The organism is Pseudomonas sp. AU11447 (genome assembly GCF_001672555.2).
Classification (GTDB): domain Bacteria; phylum Pseudomonadota; class Gammaproteobacteria; order Pseudomonadales; family Pseudomonadaceae; genus Pseudomonas; species Pseudomonas nitroreducens.
In genome coordinates this window covers 69,883-95,439 of record NZ_LZDG02000013.1, presented here as the reverse complement: position 1 = coordinate 95,439, position 25,557 = coordinate 69,883, and the positions used below count along the sequence as shown (strand labels likewise).

20 protein-coding genes and 1 pseudogene are annotated in these 25,557 nt (G+C 66.6%); 10 read left to right on the top strand and 11 right to left on the bottom strand.

The features are described 5' to 3' along the window. Positions 1-11: 11 nt before the first annotated feature. The 5 genes from A6723_RS00480 to fdhA all read left to right on the top strand — a co-directional run bounded on the left by A6723_RS00480 (position 12) and on the right by fdhA (position 6,537). Positions 12-347, top strand: a complete 336-nt coding sequence (locus A6723_RS00480; RefSeq protein ID WP_054909643.1) for a sarcosine oxidase subunit delta — start codon at positions 12-14, stop codon at positions 345-347. Beyond that, positions 347-3,367, top strand: a complete 3,021-nt coding sequence (locus tag A6723_RS00475; protein WP_054909644.1) for a sarcosine oxidase subunit alpha — start codon at positions 347-349, stop codon at positions 3,365-3,367. Before A6723_RS00480 ends, A6723_RS00475 begins: the two co-directional genes overlap by 1 nt. 118 nt (positions 3,368-3,485) lie before the next feature. After that, a complete protein-coding gene (locus A6723_RS00470; RefSeq protein WP_054909645.1) occupies positions 3,486-4,121 on the top strand; it encodes a sarcosine oxidase subunit gamma in 636 nt (211 codons plus the stop codon). A 95-nt stretch (positions 4,122-4,216) separates the two neighbouring features. Continuing rightward, entirely contained in the window at positions 4,217-5,074 is an 858-nt protein-coding gene (locus A6723_RS00465; RefSeq protein WP_054909646.1) for a formyltetrahydrofolate deformylase, read from the top strand. A gap of 263 nt (positions 5,075-5,337) precedes the next feature. Then, on the top strand, positions 5,338-6,537 hold the full coding sequence (gene fdhA, locus A6723_RS00460; protein ID WP_054909647.1) for a formaldehyde dehydrogenase, glutathione-independent: 1,200 nt from the start codon (positions 5,338-5,340) through the stop codon (positions 6,535-6,537). A gap of 373 nt (positions 6,538-6,910) precedes the next feature. On the opposite strand, the gene A6723_RS00455 is transcribed toward fdhA, so the two are convergent. The 8 genes and pseudogenes from A6723_RS00455 to A6723_RS00425 form a co-directional block, all read right to left on the bottom strand. Beyond that, the gene (locus A6723_RS00455; protein ID WP_054909648.1) at positions 6,911-7,306 is read right to left on the bottom strand and encodes a lysozyme inhibitor LprI family protein; all 396 of its coding nucleotides are present in this window, start codon (positions 7,304-7,306) and stop codon (positions 6,911-6,913) included. Positions 7,307-7,517: 211 nt separating this feature from the next. Further along, on the bottom strand, positions 7,518-8,630 hold the full coding sequence (locus A6723_RS00450; RefSeq protein ID WP_054909649.1) for a class II histone deacetylase: 1,113 nt from the start codon (positions 8,628-8,630) through the stop codon (positions 7,518-7,520). Continuing rightward, positions 8,627-10,018, bottom strand: coding sequence for a cytosine permease (locus A6723_RS00445; protein WP_054909650.1), 1,392 nt, complete (start codon positions 10,016-10,018; stop codon positions 8,627-8,629). The genes A6723_RS00450 and A6723_RS00445 overlap by 4 nt, the downstream gene beginning before the upstream one ends. A gap of 69 nt (positions 10,019-10,087) precedes the next feature. After that, a complete protein-coding gene (locus tag A6723_RS00440; protein WP_054909651.1) occupies positions 10,088-11,146 on the bottom strand; it encodes an ABC transporter substrate-binding protein in 1,059 nt (352 codons plus the stop codon). 208 nt (positions 11,147-11,354) lie between these two features. Further along, complete coding sequence (locus A6723_RS00435) at positions 11,355-12,737, bottom strand: aspartate aminotransferase family protein (RefSeq protein ID WP_037013498.1); 1,383 nt, start codon at positions 12,735-12,737, stop codon at positions 11,355-11,357. A gap of 12 nt (positions 12,738-12,749) precedes the next feature. Beyond that, positions 12,750-12,850 (bottom strand): annotated as a pseudogene (locus tag A6723_RS32600) (hypothetical protein); the annotation flags it as partial. A 60-nt stretch (positions 12,851-12,910) separates the two neighbouring features. Beyond that, positions 12,911-14,404, bottom strand: a complete 1,494-nt coding sequence (locus A6723_RS00430; RefSeq protein WP_054909652.1) for an aldehyde dehydrogenase — start codon at positions 14,402-14,404, stop codon at positions 12,911-12,913. Positions 14,405-14,586: 182 nt separating this feature from the next. Further along, complete coding sequence (locus A6723_RS00425) at positions 14,587-15,384, bottom strand: carbon-nitrogen hydrolase family protein (protein ID WP_054909653.1); 798 nt, start codon at positions 15,382-15,384, stop codon at positions 14,587-14,589. 203 nt (positions 15,385-15,587) lie between these two features. On the opposite strand from A6723_RS00425, the gene A6723_RS00420 reads away from it, so the two are divergent. The 3 genes from A6723_RS00420 to A6723_RS00410 all read left to right on the top strand — a co-directional run bounded on the left by A6723_RS00420 (position 15,588) and on the right by A6723_RS00410 (position 18,754). After that, the gene (locus A6723_RS00420) at positions 15,588-16,496 is read left to right on the top strand and encodes a LysR substrate-binding domain-containing protein (RefSeq protein ID WP_024766981.1); all 909 of its coding nucleotides are present in this window, start codon (positions 15,588-15,590) and stop codon (positions 16,494-16,496) included. Positions 16,497-16,806: 310 nt separating this feature from the next. Then, a complete protein-coding gene (locus tag A6723_RS00415; RefSeq protein ID WP_054909654.1) occupies positions 16,807-17,835 on the top strand; it encodes a DUF5924 family protein in 1,029 nt (342 codons plus the stop codon). A 79-nt stretch (positions 17,836-17,914) separates the two neighbouring features. Further along, positions 17,915-18,754 (top strand): acyl-CoA thioesterase II, encoded by an 840-nt coding sequence (locus A6723_RS00410; RefSeq protein WP_054909655.1) that lies wholly within the window; start codon positions 17,915-17,917, stop codon positions 18,752-18,754. 194 nt (positions 18,755-18,948) lie between these two features. Here A6723_RS00410 and A6723_RS00405 read toward each other — a convergent pair whose 3' ends face one another. Continuing rightward, complete coding sequence (locus A6723_RS00405; protein WP_054909656.1) at positions 18,949-19,290, bottom strand: zinc ribbon domain-containing protein YjdM; 342 nt, start codon at positions 19,288-19,290, stop codon at positions 18,949-18,951. A 163-nt stretch (positions 19,291-19,453) separates the two neighbouring features. On the opposite strand from A6723_RS00405, the gene A6723_RS00400 reads away from it, so the two are divergent. Together A6723_RS00400 and A6723_RS00395 are read left to right on the top strand one after the other, a co-directional pair. Further along, complete coding sequence (locus A6723_RS00400; RefSeq protein WP_054909657.1) at positions 19,454-22,426, top strand: autotransporter domain-containing protein; 2,973 nt, start codon at positions 19,454-19,456, stop codon at positions 22,424-22,426. Positions 22,427-22,615: 189 nt separating this feature from the next. Beyond that, a complete protein-coding gene (locus A6723_RS00395) occupies positions 22,616-22,870 on the top strand; it encodes a hypothetical protein (RefSeq protein WP_054909658.1) in 255 nt (84 codons plus the stop codon). A 57-nt stretch (positions 22,871-22,927) separates the two neighbouring features. Here A6723_RS00395 and A6723_RS00390 read toward each other — a convergent pair whose 3' ends face one another. Next, entirely contained in the window at positions 22,928-23,563 is a 636-nt protein-coding gene (locus tag A6723_RS00390; RefSeq protein ID WP_054909659.1) for a c-type cytochrome, read from the bottom strand. 168 nt (positions 23,564-23,731) lie between these two features. Then, the gene (gene oadA / locus A6723_RS00385) at positions 23,732-25,546 is read right to left on the bottom strand and encodes a sodium-extruding oxaloacetate decarboxylase subunit alpha (protein ID WP_054909660.1); all 1,815 of its coding nucleotides are present in this window, start codon (positions 25,544-25,546) and stop codon (positions 23,732-23,734) included. Between the last annotated feature and the right edge of the window lie 11 nt (positions 25,547-25,557).

Genomic DNA, 25,557 nt, shown 5'->3' with positions numbered 1-25,557 from the left:
AGGGCACAACCATGCTGAACATCTTCTGCCCCCATTGCGGCGAGCTGCGTTCCGAAGAGGAATTCCACGCCAAGGGCCAGGCGCACATCCCGCGCCCGCTCGATCCCGCCGCCTGCACCGATGCCGAGTGGGGCGAGTACATGTTCTTCCGCGACAACCCGCGCGGCATCCACCACGAGCTGTGGGTGCACGCCGCCGGCTGCCGCCAGTACTTCAACGTCACCCGCCACACCGTGACCTACGAAATCCTCGAAACCTACAAGATCGGCGAAAAACCCAGCGTCACCGCCGCCGATGCTGACACCGAGAAGCAAGCCGCCGTCCAGCCCGCCGTGGAGAAGGCCTAATGAGCCAGATCAATCGCCTGTCCCGTGGCGGTCGCATCGACCGCAACAAGCCGCTGACCTTCAGCTTCAACGGCCAGAGCTACCAGGGCTTCGCCGGTGACACCCTGGCCGCTGCGCTGCTGGCCAACGGCGTCGACATCCTCGGCCGCAGCTTCAAGTACTCGCGCCCGCGCGGCATCGTCGCCGCCGGTGCCGAAGAGCCCAACGCCATCCTGCAGATCGGCTCGCGCGAATCCACTCAGGTGCCCAACGTACGCGCCACCCAGCAGGCGCTGTACAGCGGCCTGGTGGCGACCGCCACCAACGGCTGGCCGAACGTGCAGAACGACCTCATGGGGATCTTCGGCAAGGTCGGCGGCAAGCTGATGCCGCCCGGCTTCTACTACAAGACCTTCATGTACCCGCAGTCCATGTGGCTGACCTACGAGAAGTACATCCGCAAGGCCGCCGGCCTGGGCCGCGCGCCCACCGAAGTGGACCCGGACAGCTACGACTGGATGAACCACCACGCCGACGTGCTGATCGTCGGCGCCGGCCCCGCCGGCCTCGCCGCCGCCCTGGCCGCTTCGCGCAGCGGTGCACGGGTGATCCTCGCCGACGAACAGGAAGAGTTCGGCGGCAGCCTGCTCGACACCCGCGAGACCCTCGACGGCAAACCGGCCGAGGAATGGGTGGCCAAGGCCATCGCCGAGCTGGAAGGCAACCCGGACGTGATCCTGCTGCCGCGTTCCACGGTCAACGGCTACCACGACCACAACTTCCTCACCGTCCACGAGCGCCGCACCGATCACATCGGCGAGACCGCCCCACTGGGCCAGGTGCGCATGCGCGTGCACCGCGTTCGCGCCAACCGCGTGGTGCTGGCCGCCGGCGCCCACGAGCGCCCGCTGGTCTACGGCAACAACGACGTACCGGGCAACATGCTCGCGGGCGCCGTCTCCACCTATGTGCGCCGCTATGGCGTCGCACCGGGCAAGAAACTGGTGCTGTCCACCAACAACGACTACGCCTACCGCGTCGCCCTGGACTGGCAGGAAGCCGGTCTGCAGGTGGTCGCCATCGCCGACGCCCGCCCCAATCCGCGTGGCGAATGGGTCGAGGAAGCGCGCAAGCGCGGTATGCGGGTCATCACCGGCAGCGCAGTGATCGAGGCACGCGGCAGCAAACGCGTGAGCGGCGCGAAGGTGGCGTCCATCGACACCTTCCGCCACACCGTCAACGCACCCGGCGAATGGCTGGACTGCGACCTGATCGCCAGCTCCGGCGGCTACAGCCCGGTGGTGCACCTGGCCTCGCACCTGGGCGGCAAGCCGGAGTGGCGCGAGGACATCCTCGCCTTCGTGCCCGGCCTGGCCTTCCAGAAGCGCATCTGTGCCGGCGCGGTGAACGGCGTATTCCGCCTCGCCGATGCCCTGGCCGATGGCTACCAGGCCGGCAGCCAGGCCGCTGTCGACGGCGGCTTCAAGTCCGTAGAAGGCGAGTTGCCGGTGGTCGCCGAGCGCGCCGAAGACGCCACCCTCGCGCTGTTCCAGGTGCCCCACGAGAAATCCACGGCGCGCGCACCCAAGCAATTCGTCGACACCCAGAACGACGTCACCGCCGCCGCCATCGAACTGGCCTGCCGCGAGGGCTTCGAGTCCATCGAGCACGTCAAGCGCTACACCGCGCTGGGCTTCGGCACCGACCAGGGCAAGCTGGGCAATATCAACGGCCTGGCCATCGCCGCCCGTGCCCAGGGCAAGAGCATCGCCGACACCGGCACCACCATGTTCCGCCCGAACTACACCCCGGTGACCTTCGGCGCCGTCGCCGGCCGGCACTGCGGCCACCTGTTCGAGCCGGTGCGCTTCACCGCCCTGCACGCCTGGCACGTGAAGAACGGCGCCGAGTTCGAGGACGTCGGCCAGTGGAAGCGTCCGTGGTACTTCCCCAAGCGCGGCGAAGACATGCACGCCGCCGTGGCCCGCGAATGCCGCGCCGTGCGTGAGTCGGTCGGCCTGCTCGACGCCTCGACCCTGGGCAAGATCGACATCCAGGGCCCGGACGCCCGCGAGTTCCTCAACCGCGTCTACACCAACGCCTGGACCAAGCTGGACGTGGGCAAGGCCCGCTACGGCCTGATGTGCAAGGAAGACGGCATGGTCTTCGACGATGGCGTGACCGCCTGCCTGGCCGACAACCACTTCGTCATGACCACCACCACCGGCGGCGCGGCGCGCGTGCTGGAGTGGCTGGAGCTGTACCACCAGACCGAATGGCCGGAGCTGAAGGTGTACTTCACCTCGGTCACCGACCACTGGGCCACCCTCACCCTGTCCGGCCCCAACAGCCGCAAGCTGCTGGCCGAAGTCACCGACATCGACCTCGACAAGGACGCCTTCCCCTTCATGACCTGGAAGGAAGGCAAGGTCGCCGGCGTCCCGGCGCGGGTGTTCCGCATCTCCTTCACCGGCGAGCTGTCCTACGAGGTGAACATCCAGGCCAACTACGCCATGGGCGTGCTGGAGGCCATCATCGCCGCCGGCGCCAAGTACAACCTGACGCCGTACGGCACGGAGACCATGCACGTCCTGCGTGCCGAGAAGGGCTTCATCATCGTCGGCCAGGACACCGATGCCTCGGTCACCCCGGACGACCTGAACATGGGTTGGGCGGTCGGTCGTACCAAGCCGTTCTCCTGGATCGGCTGGCGCGGCATGAACCGCGCCGACTGCCAGCGCGAAGACCGCAAGCAGCTTGTGGGCCTGAAGCCGACCAACCCGATGGACCTGCTGCCCGAGGGCGCGCAGCTGCTGTTCACCCCGCAGCACACGGTGCCGGCGACCATGGTCGGCCATGTCACCTCCAGCTACATGAGCAGCAGCCTGGGCTACAGCTTTGCCCTGGCAGTGGTGAAGGGCGGCATCAAGCGCCTGGGCGAGAAGGTCTACGCCCCGCTGGCCGATGGCCGGGTGATCGAGGCGGAAATCTGCAGCTCGGTGTTCTACGACCCGAAAGGCGAACGGCAGAACGTGGATTGATTGAAAGCAGCCTCAGGCCGCAAGCCACGAGCTGCAAGCAAAAGCCGATCCGCCCCCTCTCCCTTCAGGGAGAGGGTTGGGGAGAGGGAAAGCGCCAGAATCCCAAGGTGAACAGAACATGAGCAAAGCCAACCTCTACCAGCAACGCCCCGCAGACGGTATCCAGGCCGAATCGCCCCTGCACCACGCCGAGCTGGACAAGCTCGCCGCGCGCAAGGTGGCCAACGCCGGTGTGACCCTGCGCGAGAAGAAATTCCTCGGCCACCTGACCCTGCGCGGCGACGCCCACGACCCGGCCTTCGCCGGCGGCGTGCACAAGGCCCTGGGCCTGGAACTGCCGGTCGCCCTGGGCCTGGTGGCCAAGGGCGAAACCTCGCTGCAGTGGCTCGGCCCGGACGAGTGGCTGCTGATCGTGCCCGGCGGCGAGGAATTCGCCGTCGAGCAGCGCCTGCGCGAGGCGCTGGGCGAAGAGCTGCACTACTCGGTGATCAACGTCAGCGGCGGCCAGACCCTGCTGGAACTCGAAGGCGCCAAGGTCCGCGAAGTGCTGATGAAGTCCACCGGCTATGACGTGCACCCGAGCAACTTCCCGGTGGGCAAGGCGGTGGGCACCAATTTCGCCAAGTCCCAGCTGGTGATCCGCCACACCGGCGAGCACACCTGGGAACTGGTGGTGCGCCGCAGCTTCTCCGACTACATCTGGCTGTGGCTGCAGGACGCCTGCGCCGAGTACGGGCTGCAGGTGGCGGCATAAGAAACGCTCTTCCCCCTCTCCCCCTGGGAGAGGGCCGGGGTGAGGGAAACCCCACTCCAACCTCTGCAACCAGAGGAAAACTTCGGAGCCAGACCATGAGCCGCACCCCCGATACCTGGATCCTCACCGCCGATAGCCCGAGCCTGCTGGGCACGGTGGACGTGGTTACGCGCTACCTGTTCGAGCAGCACTGCTACGTCACCGAACACCACTCCTTCGACGACCGCCTGGCCCAGCGCTTCTTCATCCGCATCGAATTCCGCGCTGGCGACGGCTTCGACGAAGCGGCCTTCCGCGCCGGCCTCGCCGACCGCGTCTCACCCTTCCAGATGAATGTGGAGCTGACCCCGCCGGGCTATCGCAGCAAGGTGGTGATCATGGTCTCCAAGGCCGACCACTGCCTGAACGACCTGCTCTACCGCCAGCGCATCGGCCAGCTGCCGATGGACGTGGTGGCGGTGGTCTCCAACCACCCGGACCTGGAACCGCTGGCGCGCTGGCACGGCATCCCCTACCACCACTTCACCCTCGACCCTAACGACAAGGGCGCGCAGGAGGCAAAGGTCTGGCAGGTGATCGAGGAAAGCGGCGCCGAACTGGTCATCCTCGCCCGCTACATGCAGGTGCTCTCGCCTGAGCTGTGCCGCCGCCTGGACGGCTGGGCGATCAACATCCACCACTCCCTGCTGCCCGGCTTCAAGGGCGCCAAGCCTTATCACCAGGCCTACCAGAAAGGCGTGAAGCTGGTCGGCGCCACCGCCCACTACATCAACAACGACCTCGACGAGGGCCCGATCATCGCCCAGGGCGTCGAGCCCGTGGACCACTCCCACTACCCCGAGGACCTGATCGCCAAGGGCCGCGACGTGGAGTGCCTGACCCTGGCCAAGGCCGTGGGTTATCACATCGAGCGGAGGGTGTTCCTGAACGCCAATCGGACGGTGGTGCTGTAACCACGGCACTCCCGTAGGGCGCATAACGCCACCGGCGTTATCCGCCATGACGCCTGCAACGGCGGATGGATGGAGCTCATCCGCCCTACGTTTCACCTCGGAGTGTGGCCCTCAGGCCCACTGCCAAGCAACGAGCAACACCGACAGCCCAGCCGGCTGCCAGCAATACCTACCGGCCCTGTCGCGCAACACACGACATCCCAGTGCAGAACCGCGCGCCGAAAGGCCCGCTTTTGTACCCACAAACACAATGAGGAATGCGTATGTCTGGCAATCGTGGTGTGGTTTATCTCGGCCCAGGAAAGGTCGAGGTCCAGAACATCCCCTATCCGAAGATGCAGGACCCGCAAGGCAAGCAGATCGACCACGGGGTAATCCTGCGCGTGGTCTCCACCAACATCTGCGGCTCCGACCAGCACATGGTCCGTGGCCGCACCACCGCGCCGGAAGGCCTGGTGCTGGGCCACGAGATCACCGGTGAAGTCGTCGAGATCGGCCGTGGCGTGGAAACCATGAAGATCGGCGACCTGGTCTCGGTGCCCTTCAACGTCGCCTGCGGCCACTGCCGCACCTGCAAGGAGCAGCACACCGGCGTCTGCCTGACGGTCAACCCGGCCCGCGCCGGCGGCGCCTACGGCTACGTCGACATGGGCGGCTGGGTCGGCGGCCAGGCGGAATACGTACTGGTGCCCTACGCCGACTTCAACCTGCTGAAACTGCCCAACCGCGACGCGGCGATGGAGAAGATCCGCGACCTGACCTGCCTTTCCGACATCCTGCCCACCGGCTACCACGGCGCAGTGACTGCCGGCGTCGGTCCGGGCAGCACCGTCTACATCGCCGGTGCCGGTCCGGTCGGCCTCGCCGCCGCTGCGTCGGCGCGCCTGCTGGGCGCCGCCGTGGTGATCGTCGGTGACGTCAACCCGACCCGCCTGGCCCACGCCAAGGCCCAGGGCTTCGAGATTGCCGACCTGTCCAAGGACACCCCGCTGCACGAGCAGATCGCCGACCTGCTGGGCGAGCCGGAAGTGGACTGCGCGGTCGACGCGGTGGGCTTCGAGGCTCGTGGCCACGGCCATTCGGGTTCGCAGCACGAGGCTCCGGCCACCGTACTGAACTCGCTGATGGGCGTGGTTCGGGTGGCCGGCAAGATCGGTATTCCGGGCCTCTACGTCACCGAGGACCCGGGCGCAGTGGACGACGCGGCCAAGCACGGCGCGTTGAGCATCCGCTTTGGCCTGGGCTGGGCCAAGTCGCACAGCTTCCACACCGGCCAGACCCCGGTGATGAAGTACAACCGTCAGCTGATGCAGGCGATCATGTGGGACCGCATCAAGATCGCCGACATCGTCGGGGTGGAAGTCATCACCCTGGACGACGCGCCGAAAGGCTACGGCGAGTTCGATGCCGGGGTGCCGAAGAAATTCGTCATCGACCCGCACAACCTGTTCCGCGCCGCCTGACGGCGTAACCGCTCCACGGCCGCGAACCACTTCCGCGGCCGTCTCTCCAGGGGAGCCGCAAGGCTCCCTTTTTTTGTGCCGCGCTCCTCGCAGCAGCGGACTCCGTCCGCGATGGCCAGTCTCGGCACCACATCGAATGAATCGCGGTGGGCCTGATCTGTAGGAGCGAGGGGGACGCCTAGTTCTTGCTCGCGAACCCGCCCAGCACCGGCGCAACCGGGACATCTGTTCGCGAGCAAGCTCGCTCCTACAGAAAGCCGGAAGCTACTCACCTCCATGGAGCCCGTAGGATGGGTGGAGCGCAGCGATACCCGTCAATCCGGCTGACCAACAGCATGGGTATCGCTCCGCTCCACCCATCCTACAAATCAGCTCACCGCTTGGGAGCGGGGCAGTTGAAGTCGCCTTCCTGGCAGTCGGACAGCGCCTGCAGCTCCTTGATGCGGTTATCGGTCATGGCCTTCAGGCAGTTGCTGTAGGCCATCGGGTAACCGGAGCCGCCCTCGACGCTGGACGTCTCGAACTTGCAGCTCAGGTCGCGGTAGTTCAGCCAGGCTTTCTGCGCGGCGGTGAGCGCTTTCTTCTGTCCGGCATCCAGGCGCTGGCGGTACTGCCCGTAGAGGTCGTTGAGGCGTTTGTCGCTGGCTTTGTACGCGGAGCCGATGCAGGCGTTGATATCCGCCTGGGTCTGGGCGTCGGCGCAGTCGGCAGCGGCCTGGGCGAGGGAGGAGAAGGCCAGCAGGCCGAGGGGAAGGAGCAGGAACTTCATGGGGACGCGATCCGTTGTTTTGGATGGAATCCCCACTCTAGCCGCTCGGGCAGGAAAACGTTGTAGGACGCAGGCCCAAGTTCGACCCAGGACCGGCGGCGGATAACGCCTGGGGCGTTATTCGCCCTACCTGGGGCCGAACCCCTGTCGTAGGGCGAATAACCGCTCGCGGTTATCCGCCGTTTCGTCGCCAGGCCCCATGCTAGCAACATCAGCCCAGCAGCTTCGCCGCCATCCGCTCCAGCGCCTGGCGCTGGAAGGCGCGGAAGTCGGCGTCCGGCTGCTGGCCTTCAAGCATCGGCAGGAAGGGGTCGACCACCTCGGTGCGCACGCCAACCATTTCCTCGATCACCGCGTGACCGCAGAACGGCACGTAGGCTTCCGCGTAGCCGCCCTCGTGCACCACCACCAGCTTGCCATCGCACAAGCGCTCGGCAGCGTCACGCACGGCGGCAGTCATGAAGCGGAAGGTCTCGCTGTGGGCGAGCATCCGCGCCAGTGGGTCCACGCCGTTGGCGTCGAAGCCGCTGGCGACCACGATCAGCTCGGGCTGGAAGCGTTCCAGCGCCGGCACGATGATGGTTTCCATGGTCGCGCGGTAGGCGTCGTCGCCGCTGCCCGGATAGAGCGGCACGTTGAGGTTGTAGCCCTTGCCCGCGCCTTCGCCGAAGTCGTCGACCGCGCCAGTCCCAGTGGGGTAGCAGTCGGCCTGGTGGATCGACAGCGTCAGCACGTCGTCACGGCCGTAGAAGATCGCCTCGGTGCCGTTGCCGTGGTGCACGTCCCAGTCCAGCACCGCCACGCGCTGGATGCCGTGGCGCGCCTTGGCTGTCTCCACCGCCACGGCGATGTTCGCCAGGTAGCAGAAGCCCATGCCGCGATCGGGCAGGCAGTGGTGGCCCGGCGGGCGGGACAGCGCATAGGCGTTGTCCAGCTCGCCGCGCAGCACCGCGTCGACGGCGGCGATAGTCAGGCCGGCGGATTGCCGGGCGATGTCGTAGGTGCCATGGCTGACCATGGTTTCCTCGCCCATATCGCCGTGGCCGGCTTCGCTGTACGCCTTGAAGCGCTCCAGGTAGCTCGCCGGGTGCACACGCAGCAGGTCTTCCTCGCTGGCCAGCGGCGCGCTGGAAAGCTTGAGCTGGTTGCTCAGGCCGGAAACGTCCATCAGGCTTTTCAGCCGGCGCTTGCTCTCCGGCGACTCGGCGTGGCCGGCGCCCACCGGCGGCTGCAGCCAGCCGCCGACCGTGAGGATCAGTGCGTGCAGCCCGGTCGCGTGCCAGAAGCAGCGCTCGTCGAAGAAGAACCCGGTACGACGGCTCATGCGCGGGCCGCCTTCAGGGCGCGCTGGCGCTTGCGGCTGAACAGCCAGTAGACCGGCGAGACCACACCCAGGCCGACGACCCAGGAGATGTCCGCGCCGTTCATGGCCTGCGCCGCAGCGCCGGTGTAGAGCGCGGTGGACATGAACGGAACCTGCACCAGGATGCCGAGGATGTAGCAGTTCACCGCGGTCCAGTTGAAGGTGCCGTAGATCCCGCCGTCACGACGGAAGAACGACAGCACGTCGTACTCACCGTGGGCGATCAGGTAGTAATCGACCAGGTTGATCGCGCTCCAGGGCACCAGCACGTAGAGCAGCAGCAGGATGAAGTTGGTGTAGTTGGCCATGAAGTTGTCCTGGCCGAGCAGGGCGATGGTCAGCGAGCCGCCGAACAGCGCCAGGGCGATCACCGCGCGCCAGCCGGCCTTGGCCGACCAGGCGGGAATCAGCGTCTGGCCGACAGTGATGGCCGAGAGCGTGCCGCAGTACAGGTTCATCGAGTTGGTGGCGGCGATGCCGATGGAGAACACCGCGACCATGATGGCGCTGAAGCCGCCGGTCATCTCGATCAAGCCGGCGATGACGTCGCCCTCGCCCACGGACAGGCCAACCAGCACGCCCAGCAGCATCGGCAGGATCGAGCCCAGGCAGCAGCCCCAGTAGCTGGACCAGAACGCGGTGCGCGAACCGGTGCCCTGCGGCATGTAGCGCGAGTAGTCGGAAACGTAGGGCGCGTAGGCCAGTTGCCAGAGCGCAGCGATGGACAGCGCGCCGAGGAAGCCGGGGATGTTGTTCTCGTTGCGCTGCAGCAGGTCCGCCGGCAGGCCGTGGACGAACACCAGCCAGACGAAGCTGACCAGCAGCACCGCGCCGGACAGCCAGGACATCACACGGGTGTAGCCGTGGATCAGGCGGTAGCCGAACACCGTGGCGATCACGCTGATCGCGCCCACCAGCAGGATGCCGGTGTTGGTGCCGATCACCTCGAAGCGCGCATGCAGCGCCTGACCACCGAGCACCAGGTTCGAAGCGAAGAAGCCCAGGTACATGATCACCACCAGGGCGACCACCAGCAACGAGCCGAAGGAGCCGAACTGGCCGCGGGTCTGCACCATCTGCGGCACGCCCAGCTGTGGGCCCTGGGCCGAGTGCAGGGCCATGAACACGCCGCCCACCAGGTTGCCCAGCACCAGCGCCAGCACGGCGGCGAAGAATGGCAGCTTGAACACGGTGACCGCCAGGGCGCCGGTGACCACGGTCAGCAGCATGATGTTGCTGCCGAACCAGATGGTGAAGAGGTCGCGGGCGCGGCCGTGTCGTTCGTGCGCGGCGATGGGCTGGATGGTGCTCAGCTCCAGCGTCGTCGCCTGGTTTTGCGTCGTTGTCATTGTGTTTCTCACGCGTCGTTGGCAAGGCAGGCCCGGCGCAAGCGCCGGGCGCGGATCAGGAAAGGGAAATCAGCGAGCAGCCCAGGCGTTGAAGCGCTGTTCCAGCTCTTCGCCGTGGTCGACCCAGAAGGCCGCGTCCACCGAGCGGGCGCCTTCGAGGTTGGCCGGCGCGGTGGGCAGCGCGTCGCGCACGTCCGCCGGCAGCAGGTCGAGGGTGCCTTTGTGCACGGGGCCGTAGGGGATGTTCTCGGAGAAGGTCTTCTGGGTCTGGGGCTGACTGGCGAAGGCGATGAACTTCTCGGCCAGCGCCTTGTTCGGCGTGCCTTTCACCACGGCCCAGTATTCCGGGTCGTACAGGCTGCCCGGCCAGACGATGCCGAGCTTCACGCCTTCCTTCTGCGCGGCGGCGATGCGGCCGTTGTAGGCGGCGCTCATCACCACGTCGCCGGCGGCCAGCCACTGCGGCGGTTGCGCGCCGGCTTCCCACCACTGGATGTTGCCCTTGAGCTGGTCGAGCTTGGCGAAGGCTCGATCAACGCCTTCCTTCGTGCCGAGCACCTTGTAGATATCTTCCTGCTTCACGCCGTCGGCCAGCAGGGCGATTTCCAGGGTGTACTTGGCGCCCTTGCGCAGGCCGCGCTTGCCTGGATATTCGGCGGTGTTCCAGAAGTCGGCCCAGGACTGCGGGGCCTTGGCGACCTTCGCGCCGTTGTAGGCCATGACCATGGACCAGACGTAGGTGGCCACGCCGCACTCGCTGAGGGTGCCGGGGACGAAGTTCTTCTCGTCGCCGATGGCCGCCGGGTCGATGCGCTCGAACAGGCCTTCCTCGCAGCCGCGCAGCAGCTCGGGGCTTTCCACCTCGACCACGTCCCAGGTGACTTTGCCGACATCGACCATGGCCTTCACCTTGGCCATCTCGCCGTTGTATTCGCCGGCAACGATCTTGCCGGCGCCACTGGCCTCGAAGGGCTTGAAGTAGGCCTGCTCCTGGGCCGCCTTGGTGGCGCCGCCGAAGGAGATGACGGTGATGCTTTGGGGCCCTGTTGAAGCTTGGGCATTGACGCTGCCGACAGCAGCGGCGAGGGCACAGGTGATGGAGATGCGCGTGAGCAAGGACACTTTCATGGAACGACTCCCACAGCCGGATTGGCGTTGTTGTGTTGCTGGGCAGTACCCCCGGCCAGAAGCCGGGCAAAAGGGTTCCATCGCGCGGGCGTCTTTGCGCTCGCGGCGTTGTTGTTGGTGTTCTTTTTTGTAGGAGCGAGCTTGCTCGCGAACCAGCCCCGCTGCGGGCTCTGTTCGCGAGCAAGCTCGCTCCTACAGGGAAAGCGGCTTACAGCACGCCGATTTCCTGGGCCGTGCGATCCACCGCGCGGCGGGTCTTGTCGACCAGCTCGTCGATCTCGGCACGGCCGGCGACCAGCGCCGGGGCCATGATCATGCGGCCGAGGGTGGAACGGATGATCACGCCTTCCTCGAAGCCGATGGTGCGGCAGCGCCAGGCGATGTCGTTCTCGTTGTCGAAGCGCTTGCGGGTAGCCTTGTCCTCGACGAACTGCAGCGCGGCGACAAAGCCGGTGCCCTGGATGTCGCCCACCAGCGGGTGGTTGCCGAAGACTTCGCGCAGGCACTGCTGCAGGTACGGGCCGGTGTCGTTCTTCACCGCAGTCACCCAGCCCTCGTCACGCAGCGCGCGCAGGTTGGCAACCGCCACCGCTGCCGCCACCGGGTGGCCGGAGTAGGTCAGGCCGTGGGCGAACACGCCGCCCTCTTCCACCAGCGCCTGGGCGATGCGCTTGCTCAGCACCAGGCCGCCCATGGGGATGTAGCCGGAGGTCAGGCCCTTGGCGATGGACAGGGTGTCGGGCTGGAAGCCGAAGTGCTGGTGGGCGAACCACTCGCCGGTACGGCCGAAGCCGCCGATCACTTCGTCGGCGCACAGCAGCACGTCGTACTGACGGCAGATGCGCTGGATTTCCGGCCAGTAGCTTTCCGGCGGGAAGATCATGCCGCCGGCGCCCTGGAACGGCTCGGCGATGAAGCCGGCGACGTTGTCGGCACCCAGTTCGAGGATCTTCTCTTCCAGTTGCAGCGCGCAGCGACGGCCGAACTCGGCCGGGGTCAGGTCACCGCCGGCAGCGAAGAAGTAGGGTTCGTCGATGTGCGCGATGTCCGGGATCAGGCCGCCCATTTCGTGCATGAACTTCATGCCGCCCAGCGCGGTGGCCGCCAGGGTCGAGCCGTGGTAGCCGTTCCAGCGGCCGATCATGATCTTCTTCTGCGGCTTGCCTTCGATCTGCCAGAAGCGGCGCACGGTACGGATCAGCACCTCGTTGGCCTCGGAGCCGGAGTTGGTGTAGATCGCGTGGCTGTAGTGGTCGGGCAGCAGGCTGAAGAGCGTCTCGGAGAGTTCGATCACCGCCGGGTGGGTGGTGTGGAAGAACATGTTGTAGTACGGCAGCTCGTCCAGCTGGGCGGTGGCGGCGGCGGTCAGGTCCTTGCGGCCGTAGCCCAGGTTGGTGCACCACAGGCCGGACATGCCGTCGATGTACTTGTTGCCGTCGTTGTCCCACAGATGCAGGCCTTCGCCACGCACCATCACGCGCGGGCCTTCGGCGTTCAGCGCCTTCTGGTCGAGGAAGGCATGGATGTGGTGCGCCGCATCCGCTTTCTGGTATTCACGGGTGTCGCGCGGGGCGCGGGTGTTGTCGGTCATCGACTTTCTCCTCTATCCCTCGGCGGTGCTCCGGCAGCCGGCCTGAGGGGTCTTCAGGGGATCGAGGGCGACGGACTTACCTGGGCAGTCTCACCGGCCGTCTCGAACGGTTCGGTTAGCAATCGGGGTGTTGCTCAAGCGCCGGGGTCGACCCCCGGCGGCCTGTGTTGTCTTCAGTCGCGCAGCTGGAACCAGGTGGTTTTCAACTGGGTGTACTTGTCGAACGAGTGCAGCGAGAGGTCGCGGCCAAAACCGGACTGCTTGCCGCCACCGAAGGGAATCGCCGGGTCCAGCGCGTCCACGGTGTTCACCGACACGGTGCCGGCGTTCAGCTTGCGGGCTACGCGGTGGGCGCGGTGCAGGTCGTCGCTCCACAGGGAGGCGGCGAGGCCGTAGATGCTGTCGTTGGCCATACGCACGGCTTCCTCTTCGCTGTCGAAGGGGATGACTGCAAGCACCGGGCCGAACACTTCGTCGCGGGCCAGGGACTGTTCCGGGCGCACGCCGGTGAAGATGGTCGGTGCGATGAAGTTGTCCGAGCCGTTGAAGCTCAGCTGGCGGCCACCGCAGGCGAGCTGCGCGCCATCGCTCTGGGCGCGGTCGATGCAGGCCATGATGCCGGCGGTCTGCTTGTTGTCGACGATGGCGCCGGCGCGGCTGGCCGGGTCCAGCGGGTCGCCCGGGGTCCAGTCGCGGGCCTTGGCGATCAGGCGTTCGACGAACTCGTCGTGGATCGAGCGCTCGACCAGCAGGCGCGAGTTGGCCGAGCAGACTTCGCCCTGGTTGAAGAAGATGCCGAAGGCGGCTTTTTCAGCGGCGAGGTCGAGGTCGCGGCAGTCGGCGAACACCAGGTTCGGGCTCTTGCCGCCGCACTCCAGCCAGACCTGCTTGAGGTTGGACTGCGCGGAATACTGCATGAAGTACTTGCCGACCTGGGTCGAGCCGGTGAACACCAGGGCGTCCACGTCCGGGTGCAGGCCCAGCGCCTTGCCGGCGGTTTCGCCCAGGCCCGGCACGACGTTCAGCACGCCTTCGGGGATGCCGGCTTCGAGCGCCAGCTCGGCCAGGCGCAGTGCGGAGAACGGCGACTGCTCGGCGGGTTTGAGCACCACGGAGTTGCCTGCGGCCAACGCGGGCGCCAGCTTCCAGGCGGCCATATCGAGAGGGAAGTTCCACGGCACCACGGCGCCGATCACGCCCAGCGGCGTGCGAGTGATGGTGGCCAGGGCATTCTGCGCGGTCGGGGCGACCTGGTCGTAGAGCTTGTCGAGGCTTTCGGCGTACCAGGAGAACACGCCAGCGGCGCCGGGCACGTCGATGTTCCAGGCGTCCATCACCGGCTTGCCCATGTTCAGGGTGTCGAGCAGGGCCAGTTCGTCGCGGTGGGCCATCATCAGCTCGGCGAGCTTCTGCAGCACGGCCTTGCGCTCACGCGGCGCCATGCGCGCCCAGGGGCCGGTCTCGAAGGCCTGGCGGGCAACCCGCACGGCGGCGTCGATCTCGGCCGCGCCACAGGCGGCGACATTGGCCAGCAGGCGATTGGTCGCCGGGTCGATGGACGCGAAGGTCGCGCCGTCCTGCGCAGCCACGCGGCGGCCGCCGATCAGCGCGCTGTCGATGAAGGTCTGCCGGGCAGCACGCTGCCGCCAATCGTTGAGCTCGTACACCAGGGCACTCCGTAGAGGATCGTTGTTGTTGGAATGTGGATTGGATGGTCGCCCAAGGCCTTGCCAAGGAAAATTATTAAATTTGTCTTCGGGGTATATGAAAAAGCTGGGCAGCCTCGCACCAGCCCGGAGCACGGCGCGCCATCGCAGTGCGCGCCTGCGCACCGCTGCAGGGCCCGTATTCAGCGGGTCAGCGCACCGTACAGCTCGGGGCGGCGGCACGGCAGGTAGGGGAAAGTGCCGGCCTGGCGGGCACGCTGCTGCGCGTCCAGGTCGACGATCAGCAGACTCTCCGCGGGCCCGGCGGCAGCCAGGCGCTCGCCGTCCGGCGCGACGATGCAGGAGCCGCCGAGAAAGGCCAGCCCGTCCTCCACGCCGCAGTGGTTGCAGTAGGCGACGAACAACTGGTTCTCCACCGCCCGCGCCGGGACGATCACGCCCGGAACCGCGCCGTACTCCGGTGTCAGCGCGGTGGGGATGAGGATCAGCCCGGCGCCGTTCAGTGCGTGGGTGCGCACCGCCTCGGGGTACTCCACGTCGAAGCAGATCAGCAGGCCGATGCGCCAGCCGGCGTAGTCGAACGGGGCTTCCAGCACATCGCCAGCGCTGAACACTTCGCGCTCCATGGCACCGAACAGGTGCGCCTTGCGGTAGTGCCCGATGGCCTTGCCGGAGGGGCCGATCACCTGCACCGAGTTGTACGGCTTGCCGCCCTGCGGGTGGCGTTCGGCGTAGCCGTAGGCGATGGCCAGCCCGAAGCGCTGCGCCAGCTCGCCGATACGCCGGGCGGATGGCCCGTCCGCCGCTTCGGCCAGCTCGTTCATCCGCTGCGGGACGTTGTAGCCGCCCAGCCACAGCTCCGGGCAGAGCAGCAGCTGCGCGCCGGTGGCGGCGGCCGCGCTCGCCTGGCGCTCGAGTTGGTCAAGGTTGCCGGCGACGTCGCCGGGAAGTCCGCAGGTCTGCCACAGGGCCATGCGCATGGGCTTTACTCCAGTCCGCGTGTATGGGATTTGCAGGGTGCATTTCGGGTTTGGGCGGAGTATGCCCGCGCCCGGAGGGACGCAGCAGGCGGCCAAGGCCATGAAAAATGTGGTCCCCGGCGAGGAAAATCTTCGCCACGGGCCGCCCCCGCCGGCCGGCTCAACGCGGTATCTTGTATAAAAAAGCATCAACGAGGCGTGCAGTGGCTTCCTATACCTTGCGGCAACTGAAGTATTTCGTGACCACCGTGGAGTGCGGCAGCGTGGCTGAAGCCTCGCGCAAGCTGTACATCGCGCAACCGTCCATTTCCACGGCGATCAAGGGGCTGGAAGAGAGCTTCGGCGTGCAGCTGTTCATCCGCCACCACGCCCAGGGCGTGTCGCTCACCCCCAGCGGCGCGCGCTTCTACCGCAAGGCGCAGGAACTGCTGCGCATGGCCCACGAGTTCGAGCAGAACGCCCTGGCGGACAACGACGTGGTCGCTGGGCAGATCGACATCGGCTGCTTCGAGACGGTCGCCCCGCTCTACCTGCCGCGCCTGATCTCGGGCTTCCGCGAGCGCTATCCGGGCGTGGAAATCCGCATCAGCGACGGCGAGCAGCAGGAACTGGTGCAGGGCCTCACCGCCGGCCGCTTCGACCTGGCACTGCTCTACGAACACGACCTCGACGCCACCATCTCCACCGACCCGTTGATGCCCGCCCAGCGTCCCTACGCGCTGTTGCCGGAGAACCACCGCTTCGCCAAGCAGGACAAGGTCTCCCTGCGCGACCTGGTGCTGGAACCGATGATCCTGCTGGACGTGCAACCCAGCCGCACCTACTTCGTGCGCATCTTCGAGGAACTGGGGCTGAACCCGCACATCGCCTTCAGCTCGCCCTCCATCGAGATGGTGCGCGGCATGGTCGGCCAGGGTTTCGGCTTCTCGGTGCTGGTCACCCGCCCGCATTCGGAGTGCACCTACGACGGCAAGAAGGTGGTGATGGTGAACATCGCCGAGGACGTCAGCGCCTCCGGCCTGGTCGCCGCCTGGCTCAAGCGCGCCCAGCTGACCAAGCCGGCGCAGCTGTTCGTCGACTTCGCGCGGGAGGAGTTGAGCGGGAAGCATTGAAGCCCGCTCTTCGTAGGAGCGAGCTTGCTCGCGAACCGACTTCGGCGCTGCGGCCTGCCCTCACCCTAACCCTCTCCCGGAGGGAGAGGGGACTGTTCGGTAGGCTCTGAATGCTCGGCACTCCCCGGCTGACTCCGTTACGACCCAACGCTGCGGACGGCTCCCTCTCCCTCAGGAGCGGGGCGCGCAGCCAGGGCTGGGGTGAGGGAAACGCCCGAGCACCGCGCCCCTCCCGTCACTCCCCGTGCCCCTCGCCGACATCCGGCGTTACAATCTCGCCCCCTTTCGTTTTCGTTGTCCCATCGTCCCCATGCTCATCTGGAAAGAGCGCGTGCAGCGCCTGATCACCCTCGTCCTCGGCCTGCTGCAGCGTTACCCGCGCCTGATCGCCCTCTTCGGTTTCTGCTCCGGGGTGTTCAGCTTCGTCATGGTCGACCGCCACCGCGCCGGTTTCGCCCGCGCCATGGCCATCGTCATGCTGGTCAGCTGGATCTGGCTGATGCTGGAGAACCTGCTCACCAAGCGCTTCAAGAGCCGCTTCGGCTGGGAAGTACCGCCCGGCCTGCTGCGCTACGCGACCCAGTTGATCCACCAGGAAAGCCTGTTCTTCTGCCTGCCGTTCTTCTTCGTCACCACCACCTGGAACAGCGGCCAGGCGCTGTTCACCGGCGTGCTGACGCTGGCGGGGCTCGCCGCGATCACCGACCCGATCTACTACAAATGGCTGTCGGTGCGGCGCTGGACCTTCCTCGGCTATCACACCCTGACGCTGTTCGCGGTGCTGCTCACCGCGCTGCCGATCATCCTCCACCTGAGCACCCCGCAGAGCTACGAGGCGGCGCTGGGCATCGCCGTGCTGCTGTCGTTCCCCAGCCTCGCGGTGACGGTGAAGATCCACAAATGGTGGCGCTGGTTCGCTCTCATCGGCCTGACCCTGTCCATCGGCGCGGTGGGTTGGTTCGCCCGCGCCTGGGTGCCACCCTCGACCCTGTGGATGACCGAGATGGCGGTGACCGAGAGCTTCGACAACGCCCAGCGCACCCCAGGCGACAGCCTGGAGACGGTCAGCGTCGCGCAGATCAAGAGCCAGGGCCTTTACGCCTACACTGCGATCAACGCTCCGCGCGGGCTGAACGAGCGCATCTATCACGCCTGGCGCAAGGACGGCCAGGAAGTCGACCGCATCGCCCTGGACATCAAGGGCGGCCGCGAAGCCGGCTACCGCGCCTGGACGCACAAGCAGAACTTCCCCAGCGACCCCAGCGGCAAGTGGCAGGTGCAGGTGCTCACCGAAGCCGGACAAGTCATCGGCACATTGCGGTTCGAGGTCACGCCCTGACCGCTCGGTATCCTTGACCCGCCTCGGCGCTTTCCTCTACATAGAGCCTCTCCCGAGAACAAAAAGCGCCGAGAGAGTCATGACCGATACCGCCTTGCACCCGTTCGACCGCGCCGTGGCCCTGCAACCCGTTGCCGGCCAACCCAACCTCTACGAAGGCCACACCAGCCAGGACTACTGGAACATGGTCGGCCCCTTCGGCGGCGTGACCGCCGCGGTCCTCCTGCAGGGCGCGCTGCGTCACCCGCAGCTGCTCGGCAGCCCGGTGTCGCTGACGGTGAACTACGCCGCGGCGGTCGTGGCCGGCGCCTTCCAGGTCGAAGCCATTCCGGTGCGCACCAACCGCTCCACCCAGCACTGGCTGCTGCAACTGACCCAGGCCGATGACGCCGGTGAACAGCAGGTCACCACCACCGCTACCCTGGTCACTGCGCTGCGCCGCGAGACCTGGAGCCTGACCGACCTGCCCTTCCCTGACCTTGCCCCCGCCAGCGACTTCGAGCCGATGAGTCCGGCCGCCAAGGGCGTGGCCTGGCCCAGACAGTACGAGATGCGCCCGGTCTCCGGCGCCTTCCCGACCAAATGGGACGGCAGCGGCGAGACCAGCCGCAGCCAGCTCTGGCTGCGCGATGCACAACCGCGCCCGCTGGACTTCCTGTCCCTGGCGGCGCTGAGCGACATCTTCTACCCACGCGTCTGGCTGCGCCGCGCCACGCCGGTACCGGCCGGCACCGTGTCGATCACCACCTACTTCCACACCGACGCTGCGCAACTGGCCGAGGTCGGCACCGGCTACCTGCTGGGCGACGCCCGCGCCCAGGAATTCCGCAATGGCTTCTTCGACCAGAGCGCCCAGCTCTGGAGCGAGTCCGGTGCGCTGCTGGCGACCAGCAACCAGATCGTTTACTACAAGGAATAAGTGCCTCAGACCCATTTTCGGAGGGGCATGGGTCGCCTGTAGGAGCGAGCTTGCTCGCGAACAGGGCTCCAGGCATGCACCGAAGCTGGGCGGTTCGCGAGCAAGCTCGCTCCTACAGAAAGCCGCCCGCGGCAAGGGGCAGGCAACAAAAAGCCCGGCACTTGGCCGGGCTTTTTCATCGCTGCGCAGAAGGCTCAGACCTTGCGCACGAACTCCGACTTCAGCTTCATCGCGCCGATGCCGTCGATCTTGCAGTCGATGTCGTGGTCGCCGTCCACCAGGCGAATGTTCTTCACCTTGGTGCCGACCTTCACCACCAGGGACGAGCCCTTGACCTTGAGGTCCTTGATCACGGTGATGGTGTCGCCGTCCTGCAGCAGGTTGCCGACCGAATCCTTGATCACGCGGGCGTCGCCGTCGGCCTCGGCGGATGCATCGGCGGACCACTCATGGGCGCACTCGGGGCAGACCAGCTGGGCGCCGTCTTCGTAGGTGTATTCGGAGTTGCATTTGGGGCAGGGCGGCAGCTGGCTCACGGCGGTTCTCACAGTGGAAACGGTAAAAAGACCGCAGAGTATATAAGGTTTCTCGTCTTCCCGCTGGGCACGCAGGCAAGGCACAAGGCCAGCAGCGTTACAAAAGCGTAAGAATCCATCGCTATAACAGGCGGCCACTTCGATAAGAAAAGGACGCCCTGCCATGCTGCACAAGCCCTCCCCGCTCGCGCTGAGCATCGCCGTCGTTCTGGCGAGCCTGGCCGCCGAAACCGCCCATGCCGTTCCGGTATCGCCCATCATCAGCGACGCGCAGACCAGCAGCCGCACCCTGGCCAACCAGGACACCCTGACGGTCACCCGCACCGGCAGCCTGGTCACCAGCGGCAAGAGCCTCGACCTCAAGGGCGCAGCCACCGGCAGCGGCGTGGTCATCGACAACAGCGGCCTGTTGCAGTCCAGCACCGGCCGCGTGGTCGACACCTCCGGAAGCGACGGCACCACGCGCTTCTACCAGATCATCAACCGCGAAGGCGGCCGTATCGTCGGCTACGACGACGCCATCCGCATGAACAACCCGTTCAGCGCCGGCAGCCTGCTGATCGACAACGCCGGCAGCATCACCTCGGCCACCGGCCAGGCGCTGGACCTGGACAAGCTGCAGAGCGCCGCCACCACCACGATCATCAACCGCGCCAGCGGGGTCATCCACAGCGACGGCAACGACGCGATTCGCCCCGGCGGCAACGCGAGCATCACCAACTACGGCGAGATCAGCAGCTCCGACATGGTCACCGCCGACACCAAGAACGACGGCATCGACTTCCAGGGTGCCGCGGGCGGCCACGTGGAAAACCACGGCCTGATCAGCGGCGGCCGCCACGGCATCACCACCGATGTGGGCGCCACCCTGATCAACTATGCGGACGGCGTGATCATCGGCCGCAACGGCTCGGGCTTCGGCTCGGACGGCGACGGCACCGTGATCAACTACGGGCGCATCAGCGGCGCCTACAACGGCCTGGTGCCGGATGGCGACGGCGATGGCGTGGACATCGACTACACCGGCCACATCGAGAACCACGGCATCATCGAAGGCCTCGGCGCAGCCGGCTCGAAGGACGGCTCGCCCAACGGCAGCGAAGGCATCGCCATGGGCGGCGGCACCATCATCAACTACGCCGGCGCCATCATCCGCAGCGTCGACCGCGGCATCCTGGTCGACGACGGCAACGGCAACAGCGGCTTCAGCTCCACCACCCTGGAAAACCACGGCACGATTTCCGGCGAATCCTCCTCGGGCGTGACGCTCTCGGGCGACCTCGACGACACCGTGATCAACGACGGCCTGATCCACGGCGGCAACGGCATCGCTCTGGAAATGGGCGGCGGCAACGACAGCCTGGTGCTGCTCTCCGGCAGCCGCTTCGAAGGCCTGGTGGACGGCGGCAGCGGCCGCGATACCGTCACCCTCGACGACGCCGCCGGCGGCAGCTTCGGCAACAGCAGCAACTTCGAATGGCTGGACGTGAAACAGGGCAGTTGGGCCCTCTCCAGCGTGAACGACTTCAGCGAAGGCGGCGAAGTCTTCAGCGGCGCCAGCCTGAGCAACACCGGCAGCATCCTCGGCACCCTGCAGGTCGACCAGGGCGCCACCTACTCGGGCAGCGGCAGTGTCGGCGGCCTGACCGTTGCCGGCACCCTGATCGCCTCGCCGGCCCTGGGCGCTGCACACGTCACCGGCAACCTCAGCCTGCAGAACGGCTCGACGCTGTCCTTCGGCGTGGAGCCCAGCGGCGCCCACGCCACCGTGCAGGTGGACGGCACCGCCAGCATCGCTGGCTCGCACCTCGCTGTGCAGGCCGGCAGCGGCAACTGGCCGTGGCAGAGCAGTGTGCAGGTCATCAGCGCTACCGGCGGCGTCAGCGGGCAGTTCGCCGACGTGAAGAGCAACTTCGCCTTCCTCACCCCGACGCTCAGCTACGGCACCAACAGCGTCGATCTGCAACTGACCCGCAACGACGTGCAGTTCGGCGACCTGGCCAGCAGCAGCAACGGCCGCAATGCCGGCGCCGCGCTGCAAAGCCAGAACGGCGGCGCGCTGTACAACGCGCTGGTCACCAGCGATGCGGGCAACGCCAGCGCTGCCCTGGAGCAGTTGGCCGGCGCCAGCAACGCCAGCCTCGCCGCCGCGACCATCGCCGGCAGCCAGCAAGTCGGCAGCGCCATGCTCAACGCCGTACGCCAACTGGGCAGCAACAGCTTGCTGGCTGCCACCGAGCGCAACGATACGCCGATGCTCGCCGCCACCGGCGTGCCCAGCGAAGCGCGCAACCTGAACGACCCGAACGCCGCCGGCCGCCTATGGGTGCAAGGCATCGGCAGCCACGGCAAGCTCGACGAACACGACAAGAGTGGCGACCTGCAACAGAACACCGGCGGCACCCTGCTCGGTGCCGACTGGGCGGTGACCCCGGACTGGCGCCTGGGCGTGCTGGGCGGCTACTCGCACACTGACCTGGATGGCAGCGGCGGTGTTTCCGGCGATATCGACAGCTGGCACCTGGGCGCCTACGCACTGCACCAGAGCGGCCCGCTGGCCGTGCGACTGGGCGCGGCCTACAGCAGCCACGACGGCGAGAGCAAACGCCGGGTCGAGTTCGACGGCTTCAGCGATCGCCCCAAAGGTGACTATGACGCCGACAGCTGGCAGGCCTTCGCCGAGACCGGCTACGCCATGGGCAGCGGCCGCCTGAGCGCCGAGCCTTACGCGCGCCTGGACTACCAGCGCTACGAGCGCGATTCGTACGACGAGAAAGGCGGCGCCGCCGCGTTGCACGTCGACTCCCAGGACCAGGACAACCTGAGCAGCACCCTGGGCCTGCGCATCGCCCGCCTGGACACCCTGAGCAACGGCATGAGCTTCACCCCGCGCCTGGGCCTGGGCTGGCATCACACCTTCGGCGACATCGACAGCGAAACCCGCCAGTCCTTCATTGCCGGCGGTGATGCCTTCAGCGTCCAGGGCACCGCGCTGGACCGCAACAGCCTGCTGCTGGACGTCGGCTTCGACCTTGGCGTGTCCGCGCGCAATACCGTCGGCATCGGCTACAGCGGGCAGATGGGCAGCAATGCGCAGAACCACGCGCTGATCGCCCAGTGGCAGATGGCGTTCTGATCTTCCGGATCACGTCACGAAAAGCCCGGCAGCCGCCGGGCTTTTTCGTCCCGCCCTGTTACGCGAGATTCGGAAACTTCCTGATCTTTCTCGGAGCAAGGCACATGGTCTCACCCGCCACTCGCGGCAAAGCTTGCGCCCCCGGTCAGCCGACCGGCATTTGCCTTTCGTTTGATGAGTGAGCACTCCATGAAAAAGCTTTGCATCCTGATCGCCGCCTGCACCGTCCTCGCCGCCTGCGACAAGAAACCCGAGCCGACCTCGCAAACCGCAGTGCCCGCTGCCGCCACCCAGCAGCAAGCCAAGCGTGCGCCGGCAGAGCAGCCCGCACCGACCTCCACCGAGGAACAAGCCGCCTCGACAGAGCAGCCAGCCGCCGAACAGGCCGCACCGCAAGCGCAAGTCGAGACCGCCAACAAGCCGGCCGAAGACAAGCAGCAGTAAGGGTTCATCGGCCTTTAGAGCACACTCCAGCCAGCCGCCGCAGGGCGGCTGGTTGATTCAGGGCTGCAGTTGGCTGACGTAAGCCGCCAGCGCCTTGATGTCGTCATCACTGAGTAGCCCGGCTACCGCCAGCATCGGCGAGCCAGCCCGGCTCGGGTCCTTGTCACGGTAGCGCTGCAGCGCGTGGGTCAGGTAAGGCCTGGGCTGCCCGGCAATACGCGGGAAGCCATCATGGCCCAGCGCCTGGGCACCATGGCAGGTCACGCAGACCGTGGCGAAGCGCTGGGCGCCCTGCTCGATCTCCGCCGCGTCAGGCACGGCTTCCGTGCGAGGCAGGACCGCCTGCTGGCTGAAGTAGTAAGCGATATTCACCCGCTCGTTGAGCGTCAGCAGCTTGGCCGCCTGGTTCATCACGAAGTCGGTGCGCTGGCCATCGACGTACTTCTCGAAGGCATCGAACAGGTACTGCGGATTCTGCCCGGCCAGGTTGGGGATGTAATCGCGCTTGCTGTTGCCGTCCTTGCCGTGGCACTTGCTGCACAGCAGGATGCGCTCCTCGGCGGCCGCATAGGCCTGCTCGCGCTTGGCCGGGTCCTTCTCCAGGGCAGCAAGCCGATCCATCATTTCCGATGACTGCGCCAATGCCTGGGCGCTCGCACACAGCAGCACCCACCACAGAACGACTCTCCCCATCACCGCACCCTGGTCAGTTTTCCCAGCGTCGACGCTAATGGGTTTCTGAAGGAAGTTTCCGACGCAGATCAAGCAAACGCGCCGTCGGCTGAAAAACCTGCGGGCAAAAAAAGGGGGAGCATCGTGCTCCCCCGTGGGACTGAACCTTAAAGACCCGTCTGTCCTTGGTCAGCCTTCAATTTCAACCAGGATCTCACCGGGGTTGACCCGGTCGCCCTTGGCTACGTGGATGGCCTTCACGGTGCCGGCGATGCCCGCCTGCACTTCGGTCTCCATCTTCATCGCTTCGGTGATCAGCACGGCCTGGCCGGCCTTCACGCTGTCGCCTTCCTTCACCAGCACATCGACGATGTTGCCCGGCATGGTGGTGCTGACATGGCCCGGCTCGCTGGCGTGCTTGCGCTTGTTGCCACCTCCGCCGACAAACTCGTTGAGCGGCTCGAACACCACTTCCTCGGGCATGCCATCCACCGACAGGTAGAAGTGGCGCTTGCCGTCGGTCTTCACGCCGACGCCGGTGATGTCCACGCGGTAGCTCTCGCCGTGCACGTCGACCACGAATTCGGTCGGCACGCCTTCACCGCCAGCCGCAGCGACGCCCTTGCCGTTGGGGATCGGCAGCAGTTCTTCCGGCTTCAGGGTGCCGGCCGCGCGCTCCTCGAGGAACTTGCGGCCGATGTCCGGGAACATGGCGTAGGTGAGCACGTCCTCTTCGGACTTGGCGACGCTGCCGATCTCTTCGCGCAGCTTGTTCAGCTCCGGCTTGATCAGGTCGGCCGGGCGCACGTCGATGACTTCCTCGTTGCCGATGGCCTGGCGGCGCAGTTGCTCGTTGATCTTGCCCGGCGCCTTGCCGTAACGGCCCTGCAGGTAGAGCTTCACCTCGTTGGTGATGGTCTTGTAGCGCTCGCCGGCCAGCACGTTGAAGAACGCCTGGGTGCCGACGATCTGCGAGGTCGGGGTGACCAGGGGCGGGAAGCCGAGGTCTTCGCGCACGCGGGGGATTTCCGCGAGTACTTCGGGCATGCGGTTCAGCGCGCCCTGTTCCTTGAGCTGATTGGCCAGGTTGGAAATCATCCCGCCCGGTACCTGGTTGACCTGCACGCGGGTATCCACGCCGGTGAACTCGCTCTCGAACTGGTGGTACTTCTTGCGCACGGCGTGGAAGTACATGCCGATTTCCTGGATCAGCTCCAGGTCCAGGCCGGTATCGAACGGGGTGTCGCGCAGGGCAGCGACCATGGATTCGGTGCCCGGGTGGCTGGTGCCCCAGGCCATGCTGGAGATCGCGGTGTCGATGCGGTCGGCGCCGTTTTCCACAGCCTTGAGCTGGCACATGCTGGCCACACCGGCGGTGTCGTGGGAGTGCACCACCACGTCCAGCGGCAGCGCCTCTTTCAGCGCCTTGACCAGTTGGCCGGTGGCATACGGAGTCAGCAGGCCGGCCATGTCCTTGATGGCGATGGAGTCCACGCCCATGTCGGCCATGGCCTTGCCCTGGGCAACGAAGGCATCGATGGTGTGCACCGGGCTGGTGGTGTAGGCAATGGTGCCCTGGGCGTGCTTGCCAGCGGCCTTCACGGCTTCGATGGAGACGCGCAGGTTACGCACGTCGTTCATCGCGTCGAAGATGCGGAACACGTCGATGCCGTTGACCGCCGCCTTGGCAACGAAGGCACGGACCACGTCATCGCTGTAGTGGCGGTAGCCCAGCAGGTTCTGCCCGCGCAGGAGCATCTGCAGGCGGGTGTTGGGCAGCGCGGCCTTGAGCTTGCGCAGGCGCTCCCACGGGTCTTCCTTGAGGAAGCGCACGCAGGCGTCGAAGGTAGCGCCGCCCCAGACTTCCAGCGACCAGTAGCCGACCTTGTCGAGCTTGTCGCAGATGGGAAGCATGTCCTCGGTGCGCATCCGGGTCGCCAGCAGCGACTGGTGGGCGTCGCGCAGGATGGTATCGGTGACGGTGACTTTCTTGGCAACGGTCATGTACGTGATCC

Bases quoted from the DNA above. Each gene is read 5' to 3' on its own strand.
- A6723_RS00480 (WP_054909643.1), top strand. From the start codon at position 12: ATGCTGAACATCTTCTGCCCCCATTGCGGCGAGCTGCGTTCCGAAGAG.
- A6723_RS00475 (WP_054909644.1), top strand. From the start codon at position 347: ATGAGCCAGATCAATCGCCTGTCCCGTGGCGGTCGCATCGACCGCAAC.
- A6723_RS00470 (WP_054909645.1), top strand. From the start codon at position 3,486: ATGAGCAAAGCCAACCTCTACCAGCAACGCCCCGCAGACGGTATCCAG.
- A6723_RS00465 (WP_054909646.1), top strand. From the start codon at position 4,217: ATGAGCCGCACCCCCGATACCTGGATCCTCACCGCCGATAGCCCGAGC.
- fdhA (WP_054909647.1), top strand. From the start codon at position 5,338: ATGTCTGGCAATCGTGGTGTGGTTTATCTCGGCCCAGGAAAGGTCGAG.
- A6723_RS00455 (WP_054909648.1), bottom strand. From the start codon at position 7,306: ATGAAGTTCCTGCTCCTTCCCCTCGGCCTGCTGGCCTTCTCCTCCCTC.
- A6723_RS00450 (WP_054909649.1), bottom strand. From the start codon at position 8,630: ATGAGCCGTCGTACCGGGTTCTTCTTCGACGAGCGCTGCTTCTGGCAC.
- A6723_RS00445 (WP_054909650.1), bottom strand. From the start codon at position 10,018: ATGACAACGACGCAAAACCAGGCGACGACGCTGGAGCTGAGCACCATC.
- A6723_RS00440 (WP_054909651.1), bottom strand. From the start codon at position 11,146: ATGAAAGTGTCCTTGCTCACGCGCATCTCCATCACCTGTGCCCTCGCC.
- A6723_RS00435 (WP_037013498.1), bottom strand. From the start codon at position 12,737: ATGACCGACAACACCCGCGCCCCGCGCGACACCCGTGAATACCAGAAA.
- A6723_RS00425 (WP_054909653.1), bottom strand. From the start codon at position 15,384: ATGCGCATGGCCCTGTGGCAGACCTGCGGACTTCCCGGCGACGTCGCC.
- A6723_RS00415 (WP_054909654.1), top strand. From the start codon at position 16,807: ATGCTCATCTGGAAAGAGCGCGTGCAGCGCCTGATCACCCTCGTCCTC.
- A6723_RS00410 (WP_054909655.1), top strand. From the start codon at position 17,915: ATGACCGATACCGCCTTGCACCCGTTCGACCGCGCCGTGGCCCTGCAA.
- A6723_RS00400 (WP_054909657.1), top strand. From the start codon at position 19,454: ATGCTGCACAAGCCCTCCCCGCTCGCGCTGAGCATCGCCGTCGTTCTG.
- A6723_RS00395 (WP_054909658.1), top strand. From the start codon at position 22,616: ATGAAAAAGCTTTGCATCCTGATCGCCGCCTGCACCGTCCTCGCCGCC.
- A6723_RS00390 (WP_054909659.1), bottom strand. From the start codon at position 23,563: ATGGGGAGAGTCGTTCTGTGGTGGGTGCTGCTGTGTGCGAGCGCCCAG.
- oadA (WP_054909660.1), bottom strand. From the start codon at position 25,546: ATGACCGTTGCCAAGAAAGTCACCGTCACCGATACCATCCTGCGCGAC.